8 protein-coding genes are annotated in these 4,833 nt (G+C 42.9%); 1 reads left to right on the forward strand and 7 read right to left on the reverse strand.

The window, feature by feature from the left end; translation table 11 throughout:
* From A3756_RS11485 to A3756_RS11505, 5 genes are all read right to left on the reverse strand, one after another.
* Positions 1-182 (reverse strand): transposase (locus A3756_RS11485; RefSeq protein WP_082865215.1); only part of this gene is annotated, 182 nt, incomplete at its 3' end.
* Positions 183-341: 159 nt separating this feature from the next.
* Positions 342-959: a heme-binding protein gene (locus A3756_RS11490; RefSeq protein ID WP_197470023.1), complete on the reverse strand. Its 618-nt coding sequence runs from the start codon at positions 957-959 to the stop codon at positions 342-344.
* 14 nt (positions 960-973) lie between these two features.
* On the reverse strand, positions 974-1,153 hold the full coding sequence (locus tag A3756_RS11495) for a DUF6435 family protein (RefSeq protein WP_068510205.1): 180 nt from the start codon (positions 1,151-1,153) through the stop codon (positions 974-976).
* Between the two features lie 35 nt (positions 1,154-1,188).
* The gene (locus tag A3756_RS11500) at positions 1,189-1,554 is read right to left on the reverse strand and encodes a thiol-disulfide oxidoreductase DCC family protein (protein ID WP_197470022.1); all 366 of its coding nucleotides are present in this window, start codon (positions 1,552-1,554) and stop codon (positions 1,189-1,191) included.
* A gap of 132 nt (positions 1,555-1,686) precedes the next feature.
* Positions 1,687-2,754, reverse strand: a complete 1,068-nt coding sequence (locus A3756_RS11505; protein WP_082865217.1) for an endonuclease/exonuclease/phosphatase family protein — start codon at positions 2,752-2,754, stop codon at positions 1,687-1,689.
* 210 nt (positions 2,755-2,964) lie between these two features.
* Here A3756_RS11505 and A3756_RS11510 point away from each other — a divergent pair, with 210 nt between their 5' ends.
* A complete protein-coding gene (locus A3756_RS11510; RefSeq protein ID WP_068510198.1) occupies positions 2,965-3,513 on the forward strand; it encodes a glutathione peroxidase in 549 nt (182 codons plus the stop codon).
* A 321-nt stretch (positions 3,514-3,834) separates the two neighbouring features.
* On the opposite strand, the gene A3756_RS11515 is transcribed toward A3756_RS11510, so the two are convergent.
* On the reverse strand, positions 3,835-4,437 hold the full coding sequence (locus A3756_RS11515) for a pyridoxamine 5'-phosphate oxidase family protein (RefSeq protein WP_068510197.1): 603 nt from the start codon (positions 4,435-4,437) through the stop codon (positions 3,835-3,837).
* 15 nt (positions 4,438-4,452) lie between these two features.
* The coding region (locus tag A3756_RS11520) for a DUF3750 domain-containing protein (RefSeq protein WP_068553534.1) at positions 4,453-4,833 on the reverse strand (381 nt) is incomplete at its 5' end.

Here is a 4,833-nt window from a genome sequence, read left to right on the forward strand (position 1 = left end):
TCTGTATTTAAGCCAGTACCAGATTGTTCCGCATCAAACTTGGCTTTCCAGTTGTAGAGCAACTTATCTGTAATACCCAATGAAGCAGCCGCTTTAGGAACGCTATAGCCTTGCTCGGTGACCAGGGCAACCGCTTCTTGTTTAAACTCTGTTGTATAACTTCTGTTCTTTCGTTTTGTCATTTAACACCTCAATAATTGGATTATATTCCTTATTGAAGTGTCCTGTTTGATTAAAGCAGATCACTATCAAAGATAGATTAGGATCTACACACTGTCCAGAAGAGACCAGTTAGATAGCACCCTTCTCACACTCATGGCATACGAACACAAAGATGGGGTCTACTCTATCGGGATTAGAACTTCATTTCGTCTAAAAAAAGGAATTGACGAAGGTGGATCATAACCGGCAATAATAGGCTGCCCAATGGCTTTGATATCCTGCTCATTCAACCAAGCCAATAGTTCGCTTTTCTTGCTTTCTATTGTGTCCTCGTCCAGCCAACCACTGAAGCGAATCGCTGCAACGGTGTAATCATTGACTCGCTCCAAAGAAACGTTTGGGTCTCTCGGCGCCGGTGCTGTCTCAATCCTGAAATCTTCGGGAAGAACAAAAGACATTTTAGTTGCTTTGTCTTGATCCATGAACACAGGCGCGGTCATGCTGATATCTTGCCCCTTACTATTTTCGCCGGAGATATACGCAAAAAGTCGTTTGAAAGCACTATCGTTTGACGATCTCCCCTTTTCACTATTCATCGTTGTGGAAACCAATAACATCTGGTCGTAATGTCGGATCTCAAAATTTCCATCTGACTGAATAAGCGAATAGGGAGCATGCTCAATCGTGTATTTAACCAAGCTACACCCTGTGAGTAAGGAACTCACAAATACAGAACAAGCTAGCAAGATAAACTTCATCGATCCGAGCCTTTCGGTATAGAAAAATTGATTAGACATCGTGATGACCTGCCCTAAGCACTTTCTTTAGCCATAACACTTTGTATTTTCTGATAAATATCATCGGCTTCTTTGCTGAGCATAGAATAGGCTCTTATGTCGCCATTGCGCTGTGCATGCATCGCCTCGGTGAGCTTCGCTTCATAAGCTTTCACGAGTTTTTTAGAAGGATTTTTGCTAAACCATTTAAACATTCTTTTTTACCTACTCTACATTCAGGACTCTGGTTCTAGGGTTGCTTTTTACTTCTATACTGGCGATACGCTAGCCATATTTCATATCCCCAGCGGCTAAACAAACGAATGAAAGGCCAGTTAAGTACCCGCCAAAAACGAGCGTAGGGCGTGTGATGCCAAGCCCTAACATTTGCATCAACGCCTACTAACCACTCTCCGTCAGAAGTTTTCAAGTGCAGCCTCTTCAGCAAAACATCTTTGCTCGGCGATTCAGTTGTTGAATCCAAATCATGTACGTTCTTAATCGTGAGATTGTCGCCTGCATGTTTCTTCAATCGACACACCTCAGCTGTACATAGAGGGCATTCGCCATCGTAGTACAATGTGTCGCGACGGATTGTTACTGCTGACTGTTCCAACTTACTCTTCTCGAATTCGTTACCAGTTATCAGTAAGGTCTACGAATACAAACTCGATATGGATCACTGTCAGCAGTAATGTGAGGATTGATTTGGAATTGCTTTTTAGGCGACAGCAGAGTCTAGGAGTCTTTAAAAGGCCGTTTCGATGGTGACTGACACGGGGGCATGGTCTGATGCTTCAGCGTCTACCTCATAGTTAGGGTTTTGCAGATGATCATCGTGCACGTCATAACTAACGACTTCCGCAATACTGCGTGGATTGTTAGCATCAAATTCCTTTGATAACAGCACATAATCTAAAACACTGCCCTTATTTGCAAAATAGTGTGTAGGGCTACGACGAGTTTCGATAGTTTTATCACTAATTTCAAAGGCATCGTAAAGTGTATGTTTTTCAACATTCAGCCTCTCCGCAGCAGAAAGGGATGAAACATATTTCGATCCAATTCTATCAATATGCCCGCCAGCCACCAGCAACTGCAAAGGCGTTGAGTCGATCGTATCATTTAGATCACCAAGCATAATGGTTGGCATATCTTCCTTCGCACTAGATTTCCAAAAGTCATTGTAGAGAAGAGCTGCTTCAGTTCCTCTCTGCATACTTGAAGCCCACCGACCATGCAGGTCGTCGTAAAGGAAATTACGAACTTGTTCATTGTCGGCTGTATCCACATAAAAGTGACGATCAAACTTCGACCTTTTAGACTTCAAGTGCGCCACATACACGGCAACCTTGGAGTAATCATCGATTTCAATAACGGCCCTGATCGGCTGACGACTAAAAACAAATTCTGAGTTGAGCCCCAAACTCTGAATCAAATATTGATCAACCGAAACTGCTTCACTAGATAGGATGGGGAATTTTGAAGCAATCGCGACAACGGGCATATCAAACAGATAGTCAGACTTCTTGTTGGGCTGTTCGACTGTTGCAAAATAGTCAAAGCCCGCTGACTTTGACAAGCTATTCAGAGCCGATACGGAAAACACCTCCTGAAAACCAACAATATCTGCGCCAATTACTTTCAGAAGCCTAAGTATCCATGCTTCCTTCTTACGCCATTGTTGGTCAGTATAAATATTCTCCAACTCGTAAAATGCATTGGGAGGTTCAATATAGTTAAAAAGGTTAAACGTACAAACCTTAAACTGACGTGTTTGTTTTACCATAATTCTGAGCAAAGTGCTTCGCTGCACTCGCTCTTACCTCCAATAGCCAGGGCCATGATTTAAAACAATAAGAACTTAGAATAAATTTTAGGGTTGGTCCTAATTCGATACAAGGTCAACACGCCAAGGTATAAACCCAAGTGAACCAGAAACTAAGAATTCGCGTATCTAAATATATATACTTAATAACTTCGATTTCAGCGCATCCTTAATTCGATTGAAGGGAGAAATATTTATATGAAGCATCTAGCAAAAATTACGATCATTGGTTTGCTATGCTTGGCGAATACATCATTAAGTTACGCAAGCTGTGACCCCTTGCTAAACTATGAATCCAAGCGTCTTCACTCTTCAAAATCTATTGACTTCTGTCAGGCTTTTGAAGGGAAAACCTTGCTTATCGTTAATACAGCAAGCCGATGCGGATTTACCCCTCAGCTATCTCAACTTGAAGCGCTTTATCAAAAATATAAAGATGAGGGTTTGGAAATTGTCGGTTTCCCTTCTAACTCCTTCAGGCAAGAATTAGCAACTGAAGCAGAAACAGCTAGCGTCTGCTTCAAAAACTTCGGCGTTAGTTTCACCATGCTAGCGCCGAGCTATGTAACAGGACCTCAACAAAACGACTTCTACAAAATGCTAAAACAACGGACTGAAAAATCACCAAATTGGAACTTCAACAAGTTCCTCATCTCTTCCGATTTATCAAGTATTTCCTTGTTCAGATCTCAGGTAACCCCCTTAGACAGTGTATTAGAGGAGGCTATCAAAAGATCTCTTAATTAATTTAGTAGCATCAGGGTTATTGTAATCGTTTGAGATATCCGCAGCACAGATATACATATACTTATAAACAAGAGCTAAGAGTAATTTGTCGACAAACCTGCGGCCCTCTTTTATTTTACTTAGTCAATCCACACCCACTACTGAATCTTGCCACCATGGTACCCACAGATTAGGGTATCAGATACGCGAACATTCGCATCAACACCCCTTAACCATTTTCCCTACACCAATCCTATCGGTTAGGGACTCAAACCTGCCACGTGCAGAAAACATGATTGGCGCCAAGAGTAGCAGAGAGTGCAGCCCAATAGTTCGCGCTATTCAAGGAACAAGCGCAGCTCGTTCCCAACTGTGGCCTATATGTCGATATAAAGTGCGCTCATGCAAGCCAGTTTCATGGCCTCGCCAGTACTCTAGATAATTCACAGACACCACCAGCCCAAGCGCATTATCTGTGAAAGGAACTGTATCAGGATTAGGGTACTTTTCTTTCAGCGCGTTAATACCCCGTTCTACCTCAAATGAGCCTTCCAGGGCAGCGCTCTGGTGCGCGACAGTATGATAAAAATGATCCAGCAACTTTGAAATATAAGGTTTATGCTGCCAGTGAGTTTCAAGAACCTCAGGACACATTAATGACAATTCACCCCGAACTCTAAATTGCTGTAGTAGCGAAGGATAGAAAAATAGCAGTTCTACCTTCGCCTCGTTTAAATGTAGTAGGTTCTTTTGGGCAAGTTTGTTCACAAACAGTACACAACTATCTGCATTGATTTCGCGTACGACCAAGGTGCGCATTCTTGGTTGAGACGCATCATTTTGCTCGAGTGTCGCGAGTGTGCAATATTTAGCACTGGGGTCCTGGTTTTGCTTGGCCTCTTGCCTAGCGTTCATCAACAAAGTCATAGGTTGATATTCAGTCATAAACTCTTCGCCCTGTTAATCTACGTAACCACTGCCAATAGCACTAAAGGGAAGCTCCAAGCCCAGTTCGGGCACCTGCGCTGCTATCCAAGCTGGAAAGGTGTTGCTGTTCGGGCCAGGAAAAACTTTATACTCGTTAGCCCAGGGGTAACGTTCAGCTAAAGCAACTATTTCTTCGATCAACTCTTCTGCTTCGTCACCTCGCTTATCCAAAAGAATTTGGGGCTGACTACCAAACCAATACCTATCAGGAATATCATTCTCGACTCTCAACACAGACAGTCCTCGTTTGGCACGCCAACCTATCACTTCAAGAACGGTATATTCAGAAGCATCTCTTGCTTTCACCGCAATCCAAGTATGTATCGCAAACCAACCTCGCCACCCCCATGCATC

Source organism: Oleiphilus sp. HI0086, from assembly GCF_001635225.1.